This is a genomic window from Nakamurella flavida, assembly GCF_030811475.1.
GTDB classification, from domain to species: Bacteria; Actinomycetota; Actinomycetes; order Mycobacteriales; family Nakamurellaceae; genus Nakamurella; species Nakamurella flavida.
Genome location: NZ_JAUSQV010000001.1, coordinates 38,911 through 55,475 on the forward strand (window position 1 = coordinate 38,911; position 16,565 = coordinate 55,475).

14 protein-coding genes are annotated in these 16,565 nt (G+C 73.3%); 9 read left to right on the forward strand and 5 right to left on the reverse strand.

The window, feature by feature from the left end; translation table 11 throughout:
• Window positions 1–16: 16 nt before the first annotated feature.
• Together sucB and lpdA are read right to left on the reverse strand one after the other, a co-directional pair.
• Entirely contained in the window at window positions 17–1,963 is a 1,947-nt protein-coding gene (sucB, locus tag J2S58_RS00190) for a 2-oxoglutarate dehydrogenase, E2 component, dihydrolipoamide succinyltransferase (RefSeq protein ID WP_205254998.1), read from the reverse strand.
• A gap of 126 nt (window positions 1,964–2,089) precedes the next feature.
• The gene (lpdA, locus tag J2S58_RS00195) at window positions 2,090–3,466 is read right to left on the reverse strand and encodes a dihydrolipoyl dehydrogenase (protein ID WP_205254999.1); all 1,377 of its coding nucleotides are present in this window, start codon (window positions 3,464–3,466) and stop codon (window positions 2,090–2,092) included.
• A gap of 546 nt (window positions 3,467–4,012) precedes the next feature.
• Here lpdA and J2S58_RS00200 point away from each other — a divergent pair.
• Window positions 4,013–4,369, forward strand: a complete 357-nt coding sequence (locus tag J2S58_RS00200; protein ID WP_205255000.1) for an oxidoreductase — start codon at window positions 4,013–4,015, stop codon at window positions 4,367–4,369.
• Window positions 4,370–4,415: 46 nt separating this feature from the next.
• On the opposite strand, the gene J2S58_RS00205 is transcribed toward J2S58_RS00200, so the two are convergent.
• A complete protein-coding gene (locus J2S58_RS00205; protein WP_205255001.1) occupies window positions 4,416–5,912 on the reverse strand; it encodes a leucyl aminopeptidase in 1,497 nt (498 codons plus the stop codon).
• Between the two features lie 115 nt (window positions 5,913–6,027).
• Here J2S58_RS00205 and gcvT point away from each other — a divergent pair, with 115 nt between their 5' ends.
• Together gcvT and J2S58_RS00215 are read left to right on the forward strand one after the other, a co-directional pair.
• On the forward strand, window positions 6,028–7,191 hold the full coding sequence (gcvT, locus tag J2S58_RS00210) for a glycine cleavage system aminomethyltransferase GcvT (RefSeq protein ID WP_205255002.1): 1,164 nt from the start codon (window positions 6,028–6,030) through the stop codon (window positions 7,189–7,191).
• 52 nt (window positions 7,192–7,243) lie between these two features.
• Window positions 7,244–8,344 carry a branched-chain amino acid aminotransferase gene (locus J2S58_RS00215; RefSeq protein ID WP_205255003.1) on the forward strand — a complete coding sequence of 367 codons (1,101 nt, stop codon included), beginning with the start codon at window positions 7,244–7,246 and terminating at the stop codon, window positions 8,342–8,344.
• Window positions 8,345–8,520: 176 nt separating this feature from the next.
• On the opposite strand, the gene rpmB is transcribed toward J2S58_RS00215, so the two are convergent.
• Window positions 8,521–8,712, reverse strand: coding sequence for a 50S ribosomal protein L28 (rpmB, locus tag J2S58_RS00220; protein WP_205255004.1), 192 nt, complete (start codon window positions 8,710–8,712; stop codon window positions 8,521–8,523).
• Between the two features lie 426 nt (window positions 8,713–9,138).
• Between rpmB and J2S58_RS00225 the strand changes: the two genes are divergently transcribed.
• Entirely contained in the window at window positions 9,139–10,116 is a 978-nt protein-coding gene (locus tag J2S58_RS00225; protein WP_205255005.1) for a hypothetical protein, read from the forward strand.
• Between the two features lie 121 nt (window positions 10,117–10,237).
• The gene (gene recG, locus J2S58_RS00230; protein ID WP_205255006.1) at window positions 10,238–12,517 is read left to right on the forward strand and encodes an ATP-dependent DNA helicase RecG; all 2,280 of its coding nucleotides are present in this window, start codon (window positions 10,238–10,240) and stop codon (window positions 12,515–12,517) included.
• Window positions 12,518–12,575: 58 nt separating this feature from the next.
• Here the strand turns inward: recG and J2S58_RS00235 are convergent, their stop codons facing one another.
• On the reverse strand, window positions 12,576–13,610 hold the full coding sequence (locus J2S58_RS00235; RefSeq protein ID WP_344469962.1) for an aldo/keto reductase: 1,035 nt from the start codon (window positions 13,608–13,610) through the stop codon (window positions 12,576–12,578).
• Window positions 13,611–13,841: 231 nt separating this feature from the next.
• Between J2S58_RS00235 and rsmD the strand changes: the two genes are divergently transcribed.
• From rsmD to J2S58_RS00255, 4 genes are all read left to right on the forward strand, one after another.
• A complete protein-coding gene (gene rsmD / locus J2S58_RS00240; RefSeq protein WP_205255008.1) occupies window positions 13,842–14,399 on the forward strand; it encodes a 16S rRNA (guanine(966)-N(2))-methyltransferase RsmD in 558 nt (185 codons plus the stop codon).
• Window positions 14,396–14,914 carry a pantetheine-phosphate adenylyltransferase gene (gene coaD / locus J2S58_RS00245; RefSeq protein ID WP_205255009.1) on the forward strand — a complete coding sequence of 173 codons (519 nt, stop codon included), beginning with the start codon at window positions 14,396–14,398 and terminating at the stop codon, window positions 14,912–14,914. Before rsmD ends, coaD begins: the two co-directional genes overlap by 4 nt.
• Window positions 14,915–15,020: 106 nt before the next feature.
• Window positions 15,021–15,773 (forward strand): SPFH domain-containing protein, encoded by a 753-nt coding sequence (locus J2S58_RS00250; protein WP_205255010.1) that lies wholly within the window; start codon window positions 15,021–15,023, stop codon window positions 15,771–15,773.
• Between the two features lie 168 nt (window positions 15,774–15,941).
• Window positions 15,942–16,538 (forward strand): YceD family protein, encoded by a 597-nt coding sequence (locus tag J2S58_RS00255; RefSeq protein ID WP_205255011.1) that lies wholly within the window; start codon window positions 15,942–15,944, stop codon window positions 16,536–16,538.
• The last annotated feature ends 27 nt before the right edge of the window (window positions 16,539–16,565 follow it).

Genomic DNA, 16,565 nt, shown 5'->3' on the forward strand with positions numbered 1-16,565 from the left:
GCCCCGACCGTTCGCGTCACAGACCCAGGTCCCCGGAGAACTCGCCGGCCTCGATGCGCTTCTTGACCGCGCCGAGGAAACGGGACGCGTCGGCCCCGTCGATGTTCCGGTGGTCGTAGGACAGCGCCAGGTAGCACATCGACCGGATCGCGATGACGTCGTTGCCGTCCGCGTCCTGGATGACCGCGGGCCGCTTGACGATGGCCCCTGTCCCGAGGATGGCCGACTGCGGCGGCACGAAGATCGGGGTGTCGAAGAGCGCCCCGACCGATCCGGTGTTGGTCACCGTGAGGGTGCCGCCGGACAGCTCGTCCGGACCGATCTTGTTGTTGCGTGTCCGCGCGGCCAGATCGGCGATCTTCCGGGCGATGCCGCCGAGATTGAGGTCGTCGGCGTTCTTGATCACCGGGACGATCAGCCCGCGGGGGGTGTCCACGGCGATGCCCAGGTTGACCGCCGGATGGTAGGTCAGCTCCTTGAGGTCGTCCGAGATCGTCGAGTTGATGATCGGGAACTGCTTGGCCGCCTCGAGGGTGGCCTTGACGAAGAACGGCAGGAACGACAGCTTGACGCCCTCGCGGGCCTCGAACGCCGCCTTGGACCGCGCGCGCAGAGCCGCGACACGGGTGACGTCGACCTCGATGACCGTGGTGAGCTGAGCGGCCGTGTGCAGCCCGGCCAGCATGTTCTTGGCGATCGACTGACGGATCCGCGGCAGCTTCACCGTGGTCCCGATGAGCGCCGCGGCCTCCGGGCTGGGGGCGGCCGAGGGCTTGGCCGCCGCGGCGGGTGCCGCCTCGGCCGGAGCCGGAGCAGCCGGGGGAGCGGCCTGAGCTGCGGCCGCGGCGTCCGCGGCGGCCTGGACGTCCTCCCGACGGATGCGGCCGCCCACTCCGGTGCCGGACACCGAGGCCAGGTCGACCTGCAGGCCGGCGGCGAACTTGCGGATCACCGGGGTGACGTAACCGGCCGCACCGGTCGACTCCACGGCCGGCGGCTGCCAGGACGGCGTCGACGCAGCAGCGGGCGCGGCGGGCGCGGACGGCGCCGAGGGTTCCGTGGACTTCGCGGGCTCGGCCTCGGCCTGCTTCGGGGGTTCGGTCTCCTCGGGCTGCTCCGCAGGCACCGTGTCCTTCGGCTCGGCCTTCGGTGCAGGCGCCTCGGCCCGGGGTGCAGGCGCTTCCGCCTCCGGTGCCTTCGCGGCGGGCTCGGCCGGCTTCGGGGCGAGCTCGGGCGAGGCGGCGGACGCGTCGCCGATGAGGGCGAGCTGGGCGCCGACCTCGACGGTCTCGTCCTCGGCCACGGAGATCTCCAGCAGGGTGCCGGCGACGGGCGACGGGACCTCGGTGTCGACCTTGTCGGTGGACACCTCGAGCAGGGGCTCGTCGACCGCGACCTGGTCGCCGACCTTCTTCAGCCAGCGGGTGACGGTGCCCTCGGTGACGCTCTCGCCCATCTCCGGCAGGGTCACGGCGGTGCCCTGGGCGGCGGATGCGGTGCCCGCGGTGGGCTTCTCGGCCGCGACCTCGGCGTCGGTGGACGGCGCATCGGGGGCGTTGCCGGCGCTGGAGTCCAGCGGACCGGCCTCCGGCTCGGGCTGGGCGTCGACCCCGGTGGCGGCCTCGTCCTCGGCGGCCCCCTCGGCGTCCGGCGGCAGGTCGCCGCTGCCGCCCTCGGTGACCTGCTCGTCGGCGGCGGGACCGTCGTCCGACGACTCACCACCGGAACCGTCACCGATCACGGCGAGCTCGGCACCGACCTCGGCGGTCTCGTCCTCGGCCACCACGATCCGTTCCAGGACCCCGGCCACCGGGGACGGGATCTCGGTGTCGACCTTGTCGGTGGAGACCTCGAGCAACGGCTCGTCGACGGCGACCTCGTCACCGACCTGCTTGAGCCACCGGGTGACGGTGCCCTCGGTGACGCTCTCGCCGAGGGCGGGCATCTGGACGGAATGGGACATGGAAAGGATCTCCTGCCTAGTACCGGTCTGCTGCGACCTGATCACGGAAGCGGACCCGGCTGGTGCCGGGGACATCGGGAGTGCGGCGATACCGATCGACGGGCGGCAGGCCGCCCGGGGGCGGGATCAGTCGTGCACGTGCAGCGGCTTGCCGGCCATGGCCAGCATGGCCTCGCCGACGGCCTCGTACTGCGAGGGGTGACCGTGCACCAGGGGCGCGACGTCCTCCGGGTAGGCCTCCCAGTTCACGATCAGCTGCGCCTCACCGATGAGCTCGCCCACCCGCGCGCCGACCATGTGCACGCCGACGATGGGGCCGTCCTTCACCCGGACGACCTTCACGCCACCCGCGGTCTTGAGGATCTGCGACTTGCCGTTGCCGCCGAGGTCGTAGGCGTAGGTCTCGATCGCGTCCTTGCCGTGCTGCTCGACGGCCTTGGCCTCGGTGAGCCCGACGGAGGCGATGTTGGGGTCGCAGTAGGTGATCTTGGGGATGTTCACGTCCGGGACGACCACCGGGTCGAGCCCGGCGATCTCCTCGGCCACGAAGATGCCCTGCTGGAAGCCGCGGTGGGCCAGCTGCAGGCCGGGCACGATGTCGCCGACGGCGTAGACGTGGGGCAGGTTGGTGTGCAGGCGCTCGTCGGTGATCACGAAGCCGCGGTCCATCGTCACGCCGGCCTCCTCGAAGCCGCACCCGGCGGTGGCCGGGCCGCGGCCGACGGCGACCAGCAGCAGGTCGGCCTGCAGGGTGGTGCCGTCCTCGAGGGTGACGGTGACGCCGGACTCGTCCTGGGTGACGCCGGAGAAGCGGACGCCGGTCTTGAAGGCGATCTTCCGCTTGCGGAAGGCCCGTTCGAGCTGCTTGACCGCCCAGGGGTCCTCCGCCGGGACCAGGCTCGGGAGGGCCTCGACGATGGTGACCTCGGCCCCGAACGATGCCCAGGTGGAGGCGAACTCGACGCCGATGACGCCGCCGCCCAGCACGATCGCCTTCTGCGGGATCCACTCCAGGCTCAGCGCCTGGGTGGAGGTGATGACCCGGCCCTCGATCTCCAGCCCGGGCAGCGAGCGGGAGTAGGAACCGGTGGCCAGGACGACGTCCTTGCCGATGTAGCGGTCCTCGCCGACCGAGACGGTGGTGCCGCCCTCGTAGCGACCCACACCCTCGACGGTGGTGATCTTGCGGGACTTGATGAGCCCCTGCAGACCCTTGTACAGGCGGTTGATGACGCCGTCCTTGTACTTCAGCAGGGCGGGGACGTCCACGCCGTCGAAGCTGGTCCTCACACCGAGGGTCAGGCCCTCGCGGGCCTCGTCGGCGACCTCGGCGGCGTGCAGGAGGGTCTTGGCCGGGACGCAGCCCCAGTGCAGGCAGGTCCCCCCGACCTTCTCCTTCTCGATGAGCACCACCGAGGAACCCAGCTCGGCGGCCCGCAGGGCGGCGGCGTAGCCACCGGACCCGCCCCCGAGTACGACCAGATCCACGTTGGTGTCGCTCATGGAATACGTGCTCCTCAGTCTTCTGCTTCAGCTGTCTTGCTGTCGGTCCCGGACACTGCACCACTGATGCGGCCCGGGCACCGGCCCGTACCGCCCACTGCCACCCCGACGGCTCCGGGGCGTCCTGCTGACGACCACAGGACCCTCCCACGCCGATCCCACGACCCACCGCCATGCTGAGAACCACCTGAGGACGACGCCGGCTGGGCTGGTACCCATCCGGGTCGGGTCAGGTCGGGTCAGGTCGGTGGCGAACCGCTCGGGGCGCCCCCATCTTGACATCCTCCCCCGACGGTCGCCGTCCGGCCCCGTCCGCGGTCGGGGGCGGGCGGCGGCGGTGACGGCGGTGGCGGTGGACACCGGGGCCCCACACCGCGACGGCCAGACTGGGCCGCCGGGCCGGGGGACCGGACACGGCGGGCCGCCGGAGCGACATGCCGGCCCGGTGGAGTACGCGCCGGTCGCGGCGGCAGCGGTGCGGACGGCAGGACGAGCAGGGGCGACCCAGCACCGACCACGAGCGGTGACGAGCAGCAGGGAAGGGGAGTGACCGGTCTGATGTCCTGGTTCCGGCGTGGGAAGAAGGCGACCTCGGGTCGGGCCGAGCGACGTGAACGCGACCAGGCCCTGGTGGACTGGGTGGCGGCCCGGCGGGGTGTCGAGGTGTTCGTCGAACCGGCCACGTCGTTCAACGAGGTCAGCATGGTGCTCGTCGCCGCGGACGGGGAGTTCCACCGGGTGCGGACGGGGACCACGGCGGCGGCGAGCTCGTTCGCCCGGGAGCACGCCCTGCCCGTCTACGACGCGACCATCGTCGGGTACCCGCAACGCATGCGTGACTACTCCCGGAGGCAGACCATCCTCGCGCGCCGCCGCGAGCGGGACGCCGCCGACGGCCGCTGATCCCGGTGGGGTCGGCAGCCGTCGGCGCGGTCGGAGGCGCGTGGCCTCAGGCGGGTCGGTCGGCCAGATCGGCCAGCACGGCCAGCAGGGTCCGGACCGGCACCCCGGTGCCGCCCTTGCCGGTGTAGCCGTACGGGCCGGCGTCGTGGAAGGCGGGGCCGGCGACGTCCAGGTGGACCCACGGCGTGCGACCTCCGACGAAGTGGGCCAGGTAGTGCCCGGCCACCAGCATGCCGCCGTACCGGTTGCCGGCGACGTTGGCCAGATCGGCGAGCGGCGAGTCGATCCCCTCGCGGAGCTCCTCCGGCAGCGGCATGGCCCAGGCGGCCTCGCCGACGGAGTCGGCGATCGCCGCCACCCGGTCACGCAGGGCCGGTGAACCCATCACGCCCATCGTCCGCTTGCCCAGCGCGACGGTCTGCGCCCCGGTCAGGGTCGAGGTCTCCACCAGCGCGTCGGGTCCGTCCTCCACCGCCCGGGCGATGGCGTCGGCGAGCACGAGGCGACCCTCGGCGTCGGTGTTGAGCACGTGGGAGGTGGTCCCGCCGTAGTGGCGGATCACGTCGCCCGGCCGGTACGCCGACCCCGACGGGAGGTTCTCCGCCATCGCGGCCCAGCCGGTGACGGTGACGGGGAGGTCGAGGGCGGCTGCGGCCAGCACGGTGGCGACCACGGCGGCGGCCCCCGACATGTCGGCCGTCATCTGGTCCATCCCCAGCGCCGGCTTGATGGACAGGCCGCCGGAATCGAAGGTGATCCCCTTGCCGACCAGGGCGATCGACCGGTGCGAGGTCGACGGGGTGTGGGTGATCCGGATCAGCCGCGGCGGCCGGGTCGAGCCGGACCCCACGGCGAGGATGCCGCCGAATCCGTCCCGGCGCAGGTCGTCCTCGTCCCACACGGTGACCTCGACGCCGGACTGCTGCGCCGCCGCGGTCACCCGCGCCGCGAACTCCGCCGGGTACAGGTCGTTGGGCGCGGTGTTGACCAGGTCACGGGCCATGGCCACGGCGCCCGCCGCCGCCACCGCCCGGGCCAGTTCCTGCTGGGCGGCCGGGGTGTCCGCGGCGATCAGGTGGACGGTGCCGACCGGCGCCTTCGCCGGGTCCTTGTAGGTGGTGAACGCGTAGCCGCCGAGCAGGTGCCCTTCGGCCGCGGCGCCCAGGTCGAGGGCGGGCAGGGTGGAGACGATCTTGTCGAGCCCGGCAGCCGCCCGGGAAGCGGCCCCGGCGGCCCGCCGGACGCGCTCGGCGAACACCGGGCGGGCGACCGGGTCGAGGGCCTCCGCCGGCTGGTCGGCGGGGGTGCCGAGACCGACCACGATGGCGCGGGTCGCCGCGACCAGGCCGGCACCCGGCACCGTGGTGACCGATCCGGCCTTGCCGGTCGCCCCGACCAGGGCCGCGGCGGCGACGATCGCCGCGTGAGCCGGGTCGGCCGCGATCGGACCGGTCCCGTCGCCGGCCGCCGGGTGGGAGCCGATGACGACGGCGTCGACGCCGGCGGTGAGCGGGTCGAGATCGGACAGGCGGACGGAGGTCATGGAGTCTCCCTGGGTTCGGGGCGGGGGCCGGGGCTCGGACCCGGATCATCGGGCCTCCGCCCGGCGGGGCGGGCGGGTGCGCCACCCACGGGCAGCGCAAGGCTACGGTCCTGGCATGTCCGTGCCGAGCCAGCCGTCCGTCACCCCGCCCCCCAGTGCCGCACCTCCGGTCACCGGACCCGGTGGGCTGCTGCACTCCCCACTGCACCCGACCCACCTGGCCCTGGGCGCCACGATGGCCCCGTTCGGCGGCTGGGAGATGCCCATCTCCTACGCCGGTTCCGGGGTGGTCGCCGAGCACACCGCGGTACGCAGCACGGTCGGCGTGTTCGACGTCTCCCACCTCGGCAAGGCCTCGGTCACCGGGCCGGGGGCGGCCGACTTCGTGAACGCGTGCCTGACCGCCGACCTGGGCCGCATCGGCCCGGGGCAGGCGCAGTACACCCTGTGCTGCGCCGACGACGGAGGCGTGGTCGACGACCTCATCGCCTACCTGGTCGGCCCGGACGAGGTCTTCCTGGTGCCCAACGCGGCGAACGCGGGTCAGGTCGTCGCCCTGCTGCAGCAGGCCGCACCGGACACCATCACCGTCACCGATCGACACGCGGAGTTCGGGGTCATCGCCGTCCAGGGCCCCGCGTCGGCCGCGGTGCTGCGGGACGCCGGGCTGCCGACCGATCTGGACTACATGCAGTGGGCCGACGGGGAGATCGCCGGGGAGCCCGTGCGCATCTGTCGGACCGGTTACACCGGCGAGCACGGGTACGAACTGCTGCCGAGCTGGTCGGCGGCGCCGCAACTGTGGGACGTGCTGGCGGACCGGGCCGCCGCCCACGGCGGGCGGCCGGCCGGTCTCGGGGCGCGGGACACCCTGCGCACCGAGATGGGTTATCCGCTGCACGGTCAGGACCTCAGCCGGGAGATCAGTCCCGTGCAGGCGCGGTCCGGGTGGGCCGTGGGGTGGAGCAAGCCCGCGTTCTTCGGCCGGGAGGCCCTCGTCGCGGAGAAGGCCGCCGGCCCCCGGCGCACCCTGTGGGGGCTGTTGGCCCTGGACCGCGGGGTGCTGCGTCCGCATCTGGAGGTCCAGGACGCGGCGGGTGCCCGGGTGGGGGAGACCACGTCGGGGACGTTCTCGCCGACGCTCGGCAAGGGCATCGCCCTGGCCCTGCTCGACGCCGGCGGTCCCGGCGAGGGCGCGGAGGTCGCGGTGCAGGTGCGCGGCCGGTCGTTGGCCGCCCGGGTGGTCAAGCCGCCGTTCGTCCCGTCGCACGTGCGCTGATCGACGCCCGGGCGAATGCTCGGACGTCCTAGTGACGCGATATCGTCCAGGCATGGATGAGCGCTTCTCGGTGACCGCGACGACCCGCCCCACGCCGGACGGGCGTCGCGAGCAGATTCTCACCGACCCCGGGTTCGGCCGGCACTTCACCGACCACATGGTGCTGATCGACTACGACCAGGGCCGGGGCTGGCACGACGCCCGGGTGGTGCCGTACGGCCCGCTCACCCTGGATCCGGCCACGATGGTGCTGCACTACGCGCAGGAGATCTTCGAGGGGCTCAAGGCCTACGCCCAGCCGGACGGCACGGTGGCCAGCTTCCGGCCCGAGCAGAACGCGGCCCGGTTCAACCGGTCGGCGGACCGGCTGGGCATGCCCCGTCTGCCCGAGGACCTGTTCCTGGCGTCCATCCGCGAGTTGGTCGCCATCGACGCGGACTGGGTGCCGACCGCCCCGGAGTCCTCCCTGTACCTGCGGCCGTTCATGATCGCGACCGAGGTCGGTCTGGGCGTCCGTCCGTCGGCCAGCTACACGTACTGCCTGATCGCCTCGCCGGCCGGTTCCTACTTCGCCAAGGGCATCCACCCGGTGACGGTGTGGTGGTCCACCGAGTTCGTCCGCGCGGCCCCGGGAGGGACCGGTGCGGCGAAGACCGGGGGGAACTACGCGGCCTCCCTGGCGGCCCAGGCCCAGGCGGCCGAGCACGGCTGCGACCAGGTCGTGTGGCTGGACGCCGTGGAGCGGCGGTGGGTCGAGGAGATGGGCGGGATGAACCTGTTCTTCGTCTTCGGTGGTCAGGACGGCGTCGGTCCGGAGGTCGTCACGCCCGAACTGTCCGGCTCCCTGCTGCCCGGCATCACCCGCGACTCGTTGCTGGAGCTGGCCCGGGGGCTCGGCTACACCGCCACCGAGCGGCGGATCTCCACCGACGAGTGGGCCAAACGCGTGGAGTCCGGTGAGCTCACCGAGGTGTTCGCCTGCGGCACCGCCGCGGTCATCACGCCCGTGGGTTCGGTGAAGCACGCGGACGGGGAGTTCACCATCGCCGACGGCAACTCCGGGCCGCTGACCCTGGAGCTGCGCCGCGAGTTGACGGACCTGCAGTCCGGCCGCCGGGAGGACCCCGCCGGCTGGATGGTCACCCTCGACTGACCTCCCCCGAGCGCGGTGGTGCGAGGACCGACCGACCGCGCCCGGGAGGGCTGACTCCCGCTCCGTCGAGATGGAGCGGGTACGCAACAGCGGCGGGACCCGAGGGGTCTCCCGCCGCTGTTTCGTCTGTATCAGTGCTCGACACCCGTCCGCGGTGGACGGTGGGTGCGGTGGGATCAGCCCCGGACGACCTTGCCGGCCTTGAGGCAGGAGGTGCACACGTTGAGCTTGCGCACGGTGCCGGGGGCCACCTGGGCCCGCACGGGCTGGATGTTCGGGTTCCAACGGCGGTTCGTCCGTCGGTGGGAGTGGGAAACGCTCTTCCCGAAGCCCGGACCCTTGCTACACACGTCACATACGGCAGCCATGGCCGGTTACTCCCATCGCGATGGTCGGGCGGCGTCCTGCCCGCAACCGACTCAGTCTTCATGTGCATGATCACCTGCCACAGCAGGTCCCCGGTCGCCCGCACCGGCACGATCGGGATCGTGGACGGATGGCACGCCAAGAGCCCGGCGACTGCCGGGCAACCCCACAAGGATACCCACGTGCGTCCGGGCCGCCAAATCACCTCCGGACAGCCGTCCGACAGCGGCGACCGGCCGTTCTCGGGTCGCCGGTCCGGGTCGCCGGCCCCGGAGTCGGGCCGGCGGCGATCCTGCGACGGACGCCCCGCGATCACGGGTGATCGTCCGGTCACGCAGGGTCGTCCGGCCGAGAATCACCCGCCGGGATCACCCTCCCGGGGACCGGCGGGGCTGGGTCGACGGGCCGGGCCGGGGCAGGATGGGGGCATGACGTCCCTGGACGCCGACCTGGTCCACCGCTGGTTCGCCACGGTGCTGAACCCGGACGTGCCCGTGATGCCGCACTGGGGGATCCTGCCCAGCGCGGTGGAGGGTGCCGTGCTGCGCGAGGGGCGGCAGCTGCTGCTCGCCGCCGTGGTCGACTCCACGATGCCCGGCCCGCCGGAGGTCGCCGCGTCCGAGCCCGCCGCCCGTGAGGTGCAGACCTATCTGCACGCCCTGGCGGCCGGGATCGCCGGCACCCAGGCGGCGTTGCTGGAGGCGGACGGACCGACGCAGCCGACCCAGGGGTCGGTGTCCCGGCTCACCGGTGGACCGTTCGGAGCGGCCGAGCCCGTGGATCCGCCCGGCGAGGCGCCGACCATCGCCCTGGTCACCGGCCTGATCGCGGGTGCGGCAGCCCTGCGGGACAGCCTGAACCGACCCGGCCCGCCGGAGGTGCCGAACCGGGAACCCTCGGCGGCCGAGGCCGCCCGCCTCGCCGGGGTCAGCGCCGCCGAGGTCGTCGTGGACGGCGCGGACCTGCACGCGGTGGCGGCCATCTCCGCGGCCACCGCCATGCAGGGCTGGGGGGTGGGTCAACCCACCGATCCGCGCGATCGGGTCGAGTACCGCACCCGCGGGCTCATCGGCATGCTCCTGGTCGGGCTCGAGCAGGCGTCGCAGACCCCCGACCCGCCCGCGGTGCCGGCGGCTTGCGGGGCGGGCCCGGGGGAGAACCGGGGACGCGCGTTCACCGCCGAGGTGACGTTCGAGATCCGCTGCGGGACGAGTGAGAGCGCCGCCCTGCACCAGGACCTGCTCGCCCTGGGCGAGGACGTCCAGTGGTGGTCGCGGTCCGGGGTCGACCACTTCCACATCCACACCGATTCGCCCGGCGAGGTGATCTCGCAGGCCTACGCCTCCGGGACGCTGTTCGACCTGGCTGTCACCCTGCGCGAGCCCACCCCCTCCGACCTGGACTGAGTCCCCGGCTGCCCGGCCGGAGGACGACGCCGGGCGCTGCAGTGTCGGGGAGGGCGGGCAGGATGGTGCCCGTCCCTCCGGCGCCCCGGTGCGCCCGACCGAACAGCAGGAAGGCGCCGCGATGTCCCCGGCCGATGCCCCCCGAGGAGCGCGGGTGGAGCAGTCCTCCGCCCTCGCACCCGTCCTGGGAGCGCGGACGGCCGCCAAACTCGCCGACAAGCTGCGGCTGACCACCGTGGGCGAGCTGCTCCGCTACTACCCGCGGAAGTACGACGAGCGCGGCAAGCTGACCGATCTGGCCGGTCTCGTGGTCGACGAACGGGCCACCGTGTGGGCCAAGGTGCGCAGCGTGACCGAACGGCAGCTGGGCAACCGCCGGGGCGTCCGGTTGATCACCAATGTCGTCGTCGGAGACGGCAACCTGGAGCTGACCTGCACGTTCTTCAACCAGCACCAGTGGAAGCGCAACCTGCCGGTGGGCACCGACGCGATGTTCTCCGGCAAGGTCACCCAGTTCCGCCGGACCCTGCAGATGACCTCGCCCAGCGTGGTGCTGCTCGCCGATGACTCGACCGAGGGGCGGGCGGGGGACCTGGAGACGATCGAGTCCTTCGCCGGCGGGATCATCCCGGTCTACCCGCTGGTCGAGGGGATCGGCCAGAGCGTGCTGCAGAAGAGCGTCGATCTCGTGCTGCAGGCCTGCACGCTCGAGGACCCGCTGCCGGACGTGCTCGCCGCGCGGCACGGGCTCACCGGCCTGGCCCGCGCCCTGCAGCACATCCACCGGCCGGGTGACCGGGAGGCGTTGGCCGCCGCCCAGCACCGGCTCCGCTACGACGAGGCCCTGTCCGTCCAGCTCGTGCTCGCCGCCCGCCGCGCCGCCGCCCAGGACACCCCCGCGCCCGCCTGCCCGGAGCGCCCGGACGGGTTGCTGGCGGAGTTCAACGGGCGGCTGCCGTTCACGCTGACCCGGGGGCAGACGGCGGTCGGCCGGACCATCTCCGGCGATCTGGCCCAGCCGCGCCCGATGAACCGCCTGCTGCAGGGCGAGGTCGGATCGGGCAAGACGATCGTGGCGCTGCGGGCCATGCTGCAGGTGATCGACGCCGGTCGGCAGACCGCGCTGCTCGCCCCGACCGAGGTGCTCGCGGCCCAGCACGCCCGGTCGCTGCGGGCGACCCTCGGCCCGCTCGGCCGGGCCGGTGAGCTGGACGCCGCCGACGGGGCGACGCGGGTGGTGCTGCTCACCGGGTCGCTGCCGGTGCCGGCCCGACGGAAGGCGTTGCTGCAGATCGTGTCCGGGGAGGCCGGGATCGTCGTCGGCACCCATGCCCTGCTCTCCGCCGGCGTCGACTTCGCCGACCTGGGCCTGGTCGTCGTCGACGAGCAGCACCGGTTCGGGGTCGAGCAGCGGGACACGTTGCGCACCAGGCGATCCCCGTCCGGCACCACACCGCACGTCCTGGTGATGACGGCGACCCCGATCCCCCGCACGGTGGCGATGACCGTCTACGGCGACCTGGACACCTCGATCCTGTCCGAGCTGCCCGCGGGCCGCTCGCCCATCACCACCACGGTCGTCCCGGTCGAGGAGAGACCGCAGTGGCTGGACCGCGCCTGGCAACGGGTCCGGGAGGAGGTCGGCAAGGGTCACCAGGTCTACGTCGTCTGCCCCAAGATCGGGGACGAGCCCGAACGCGGCGCCAAGGGGCGGGATCGCGACGAGGGACCCGACGGCGAGTGGGACGACGAGGACGGCGCCAGCGGCAGTGACGCCGGCCTCCGCCCGCCGCCGCTGGCCGTGGTCGACGTGGCGGCCGAGCTGGCCGACGGTCCCCTGGCGGGGTTGTCGCTGGGCGTCGTGCACGGGCGCCTGCCGCCGGCCGAGAAGGACCAGGTGATGCGGGATTTCGGTGCCGGCGACATCGACGTGCTCGTCGCCACGACGGTCATCGAGGTCGGCGTGGACGTCCCCAACGCGTCGATGATGGTGATCATGGACGCCGAACGGTTCGGCATGTCCCAGCTGCACCAGCTGAGGGGGCGCGTGGGGCGGGGTTCCGCGCCGGGCATCTGTCTGCTCGTCACCCGGGCACTGGAGGGCGGGCGCGGCCGGGCCCGGCTCGCCGCGGTGGCGGCCAGCGCGGACGGGTTCGAGCTGGCCGAGGCCGATCTCGCGCAGCGGCGGGAGGGCGACGTGCTCGGCACCGTGCAGTCGGGGAAGAACACCTCGCTGCGCCAGCTGTCGCTGCTGCGCGATCGCGAGGTCATCGAGCAGGCCCGGGCGGACGCCGGGGGACTGGTCGGCGACGATCCCACCCTGGCGTCCTGGCCCGGTCTGGCGCGCATGGTCGCCGACGTGATCGCCGCGGAGAACCAGGAATTCCTCGAGAAGGCCTGAGGGGCACGGGGTTGGGGCCGCACGGAGCAGGTGCACCCGTGCGGCCCGCTCGCACCGGTCAGCGACCGCCTCGGATGGTGCGGCTGCGCTGCTCGGAACCCGGCCCGCCGTAGGGGTAGTCGACCGGGTGCGGGTCGCTGGCCGTGTCCAGCAGGGCGGTCTCGGTCGCGTCCAGGTGCAGGCCGGCCGCGGACAGGTTGTCCTGCAACTGGGTCAGGGTGCGTGCGCCGAGGATGACCGAGGTGACCCCCGGGCGATCGACCAGCCACGCCAGCGCCACCTGCGCCATGCCCACGCCGCGGGCCGAGGCCACCGAGCGGACCGCGTCGAGCACGTCCCAGGTCCGCTGCTGGCCGGAGCGCACGTCGTAGTTCTCCACGCCTCGGGTGGGGTCCTCGCCCAGCCGGGTCGCGCCGGTCGGTCGTTCGCCCTGCGTGTACTTGCCGGTCAGCCAGCCCCCGCCGAGCGGCGACCAGGGCAGCAGCCCGATCCCGGCATCCAGGGCGGACGGCACGATCTCCCACTCGATCTCGCGGACCAGCAGGTTGTACTGCGGCTGCAGGGTCACCGGCAGGTTCAGGCCCAGTTCCCGGGCCACCGCCACCGCCTTCTGGATCTGCCAGCCGGTGAAGTTGGACAGGCCGATGTACCGCACCGTCCCGGAACGCACCATGTCGTCCAGCGCGCGCAGGGTCTCCTCCAGCGGGGTCAACGGGTCATAGGCGTGCACCTGGTAGAGGTCCAGGGTGTCCACGCCCAGCCGGGTCAGGGAGGCCCGGACGGCGGTCTGCAGGTGGCGGCGGGACAGGCCCAGGTCGTTGGGTCCGTCGCCCATCGGGAAGCGCGCCTTGGTGGTCAGCACGATCTGGTCGCGGACGGCGGGGCCGCGATCGGCCAGCCAGCGGCCGATGATCGACTCCGAGACCCCGGCGTTGTACACGTCCGCGGTGTCGATGAAGGTGCCGCCCGCCGCCACGAAGGCGTCGAGCTGCTCACGGGAACCGGCCTCGTCGGTCTCGTTGCCGAAGGTCATCGTCCCGAGCGTGAAGGCGGACACCGCGCAGCCCGCCGAGCCGAGCCGGCGGTACTCCATCGTGGGTGTGCTGGGGGACTCGGTGCGGTCGGTGGTCATGACCCGATCCTCCTCCGGTGGCGAGGTTCCCCCACCGCGGCCGCCTCGGGGTCGGGCGCCGGGATACCGTCCTGTTGCCGCAGCCGGGACCCCCGGCCGCGACACCGTCCTGAGCCGGGAGGCGTGCGTGCCGAGAGCGTGGAGCCAACGGAACCGGCGGACCTCGTCGAGGACACCGCCGCCGGATGCCCCGTGACCCGCATCGTCGCCGGTGAGTTCGGCGGGCGCCGGCTCGTCACGCCGGCCGGTGAGCTCACCCGGCCGACCGCCGAGAAGGTGCGGGCCGCGCTGGGCAGTTCCCTCTACGCCGCGGGTGGACTGGCCGGGGCCCGGGTGCTCGACCTCTACGCCGGCACCGGAGCGCTGGGCCTGGAGCTGTTGTCCCGGGGCGCCGATCAGGTGGTGCTCGTGGAGCAGGACCGGGCGGCCCTGGCCGCGGCGCGGGCGAACGTGCAGGCGCTCGGGGTCGGTGCGCGGGTGGAGGTGGTGCCGCGCGGTGTCGCGGCCTACGCCGCCCTGGCCGGCGAGTCGTTCGACGTGGTCGTGGCCGATCCGCCGTACGACGTGCCGGACGACGAGATCGCCGCCGTGCTCACCGCTCTGGTCGCCGGGGGCCGGTTCCGACCCGCCGCGGACGTGGTGGTCGAACGACGGTCCAAGGGTGGGGCGTTCGGGTTCCCCGAGCCGCTGAGCGCGGTCCGCGAGAAGCGGTACGGGGACACCCGCCTCTGTTACGGTCGCGCCCCATGACGCACGCGGTCTGCCCGGGCTCGTTCGACCCGCCCACCCTCGGCCACCTCGACGTCATCGCCCGCGCCGCGGGACTGTTCGACGTCCTCACCGTCGCGGTGTTGGTGAACCCGGCCAAGGATGGCCTGTTCGCCGTGTCCGAGCGCCTGGACCTGCTCCGCGAGACCACCGCGCACCTGCCGACCGTCCGGGTGGACACCTTCGGCGGGTTGCTCGTCGACTACTGCGCCGCCCACGGCATCACCGCGATCGTCAAGGGTCTGCGGGCGGTGTCCGACTTCGACTACGAGCTGCAGATGGCGCAGATGAACCACGGTCTGACCGGGGTGGACACACTGTTCCTGCCCACCGCTCCGGAGTTCTCCTTCATCTCCTCCTCGCTGGTCAAGCAGGTGGCCACCTACGGCGGGGACGTGCAGCGGATGCTGCCCCCGGTGGTCGGCCGGGCGCTGGCCGCGAAGCTGGGCACCCCGCCCGACGGCCCGGCCGCCGGCACCGGGACCGACCCGGGCTGAGCGATCCGGCCGGGCGTGTCGGCCGGTGCCCCGTCGGGCGGGTGAAAGACTCTCCCCGGTTCGGCGCGCACCGGCGCGCCCACCACAGCTGAGAGGAGGACCGCCCGTGTACCGGGTTTTCGAAGCCCTCGACGAGTTGGTCACCATCGTCGAGGAAGCCCGCGGGGTGCCGATGACCGGCTCCTGCGTGGTGCCGCGCGGCGATGTGCTGGAACTCCTCGATGACGTCCGGGAGGCACTGCCCGGCGAGGTCGACGACGCGCAGGACGTGCTCGACCACCGTGACGCGATGATCGCCGACGCCCGCAGCTCGGCCGAGACGACGGTCGCCGACGCCCGCACCGAGGCCGACCGCCTCGTCACCGAGGCCCACGCCTCGGCCTCGGACACCGTGTCGTCAGCGCAGCTCGAGGCCAACCGGCTGGTCGCCGAGGCGGAACGGCAGCTCGCCGAGGCCTCCTCCCGCGCCGAGGCGATGATCGCCCGCGCCCGGGCGGACGCCGACCGGGCCGCGCAGGCCGGCCAGGACCAGCACGATGCGTCGATCGCCCGCGGTCACGCCGAGGCCGAACGCCTGGTCGCCGCCGGCCGGGCGTCCTACGAGGGCGCCGTCGCCGACGGTCAGGCCGAACAGGCCCGGTTGGTCTCGCAGACCGACGTCGTGCAGGCCGCCCACCGCGAGTCGGCACGCGTGCTCGACGCCGCCCACGGCGACGCCGACCGGATGCGCGCCGAGTGCGACACCTATGTCGACAGCAGCCTGGGCGCGCTGGAGGAGACCCTCACCAAGACACTGCGCGAGGTCGGTCGCGGACGGACGTCGCTGCGCAGCGGCGGGTCGGTGGACTACCGGCTCTGACCGTGGCCGCTCGGGGCCGGGGCCGACAGCGTTGTCCGGCGATCGGCCGTCGAGTACTCTGGAACGGTTGCCCGGGGCCGGTCGGCTCCGCCTCTGCAGTCTTCCGGGCCGACACGCCCGGACCGTGGTTCCACCGCAGCACCCCTCGACGTCAGGATCGTTCCCCGCATGGCTCCGCCCCGTCTCAACTCCGCCTCCCCGTGGGTCTTCGACACCCGGGTCCTGGGGCGACGGCCCGGCACGATGCGTCCGGTCCGGATCAGCGCGCCGGTCACCGAGTCGCTCGGTCTTCCGGTCATCGCCGTCCCGGCCGGTCACGAGGTGGAGCTGGACCTGCGCCTGGAGTCGGTGTCCGAGGGGGTCCTGGTGTCCGGGGCGGCCACGGCCGAGGCGGTCGGCGAGTGCTCGCGCTGCCTGATCGAGATCACCCAGCCGGTCCGGGTGATCCTGCGTGAGCTGTACGCCTACCCGGGATCGACCACCGCGGCGACCACCGAGGACGACGAGATCCCCCGTCTCGTGGACGACCTGATCGACCTCGAGCCCCTGGTGCGCGACGAGCTCGTGCTCGCGTTGCCACTGGTGCCGTTGTGTCGTCCCGACTGCCTGGGCCTGTGCCCGGAATGCGGCGAGCGACGCGAGGAGCTCGAGGAGGGTCATTCCCATGAGACACTGGACCCTCGGTGGGCCGCGTTGAAGCTGAAGTTCGGGACCGATGGTCCCGGGAACGCTGATCCGGGCACCCACACCCCCAGCCAGAACTGACCGTCCGGCACTCCGGGCCGCCCGCGG